We start from the raw sequence: 255 nt of genomic DNA, 5'->3' as shown, positions 1-255 counted from the left end.
CGCAGATCGTAACCGGTAAGAAAGCGGTTAAGTTTGGGGAAGTTGTCGATAATTAACTGGCGTTGCTGACGGCAACGTTGATAAACCGTGTTATAAATTCGCCCGATTGTGGTATTGGATTTACCCAGCGTTTCCGCCAATTCGACGGGTAAAGGTTGCGTATCGAGAATATCGCCCCCCAACAACACCGCGCGTACGCCAAGTACGTGATCTGACGTTTTGCCATAGACCAGCGATCCCTGACCGGATGCATCG

1 protein-coding gene is annotated in these 255 nt (G+C 50.6%); it reads right to left on the bottom strand.

Annotated features, from left to right (window positions below):
- On the bottom strand, positions 1–255 hold a 255-nt coding region (locus IEQ44_RS16185), incomplete at both ends, for an FAD-binding oxidoreductase (RefSeq protein ID WP_193639450.1).

This window comes from Nocardioides malaquae (genome assembly GCF_015070385.1).
In the GTDB taxonomy this organism is placed as follows: domain Bacteria; phylum Actinomycetota; class Actinomycetes; order Propionibacteriales; family Nocardioidaceae; genus Nocardioides; species Nocardioides malaquae.
This window is presented reverse-complemented; position numbering and strand designations above follow the sequence as displayed.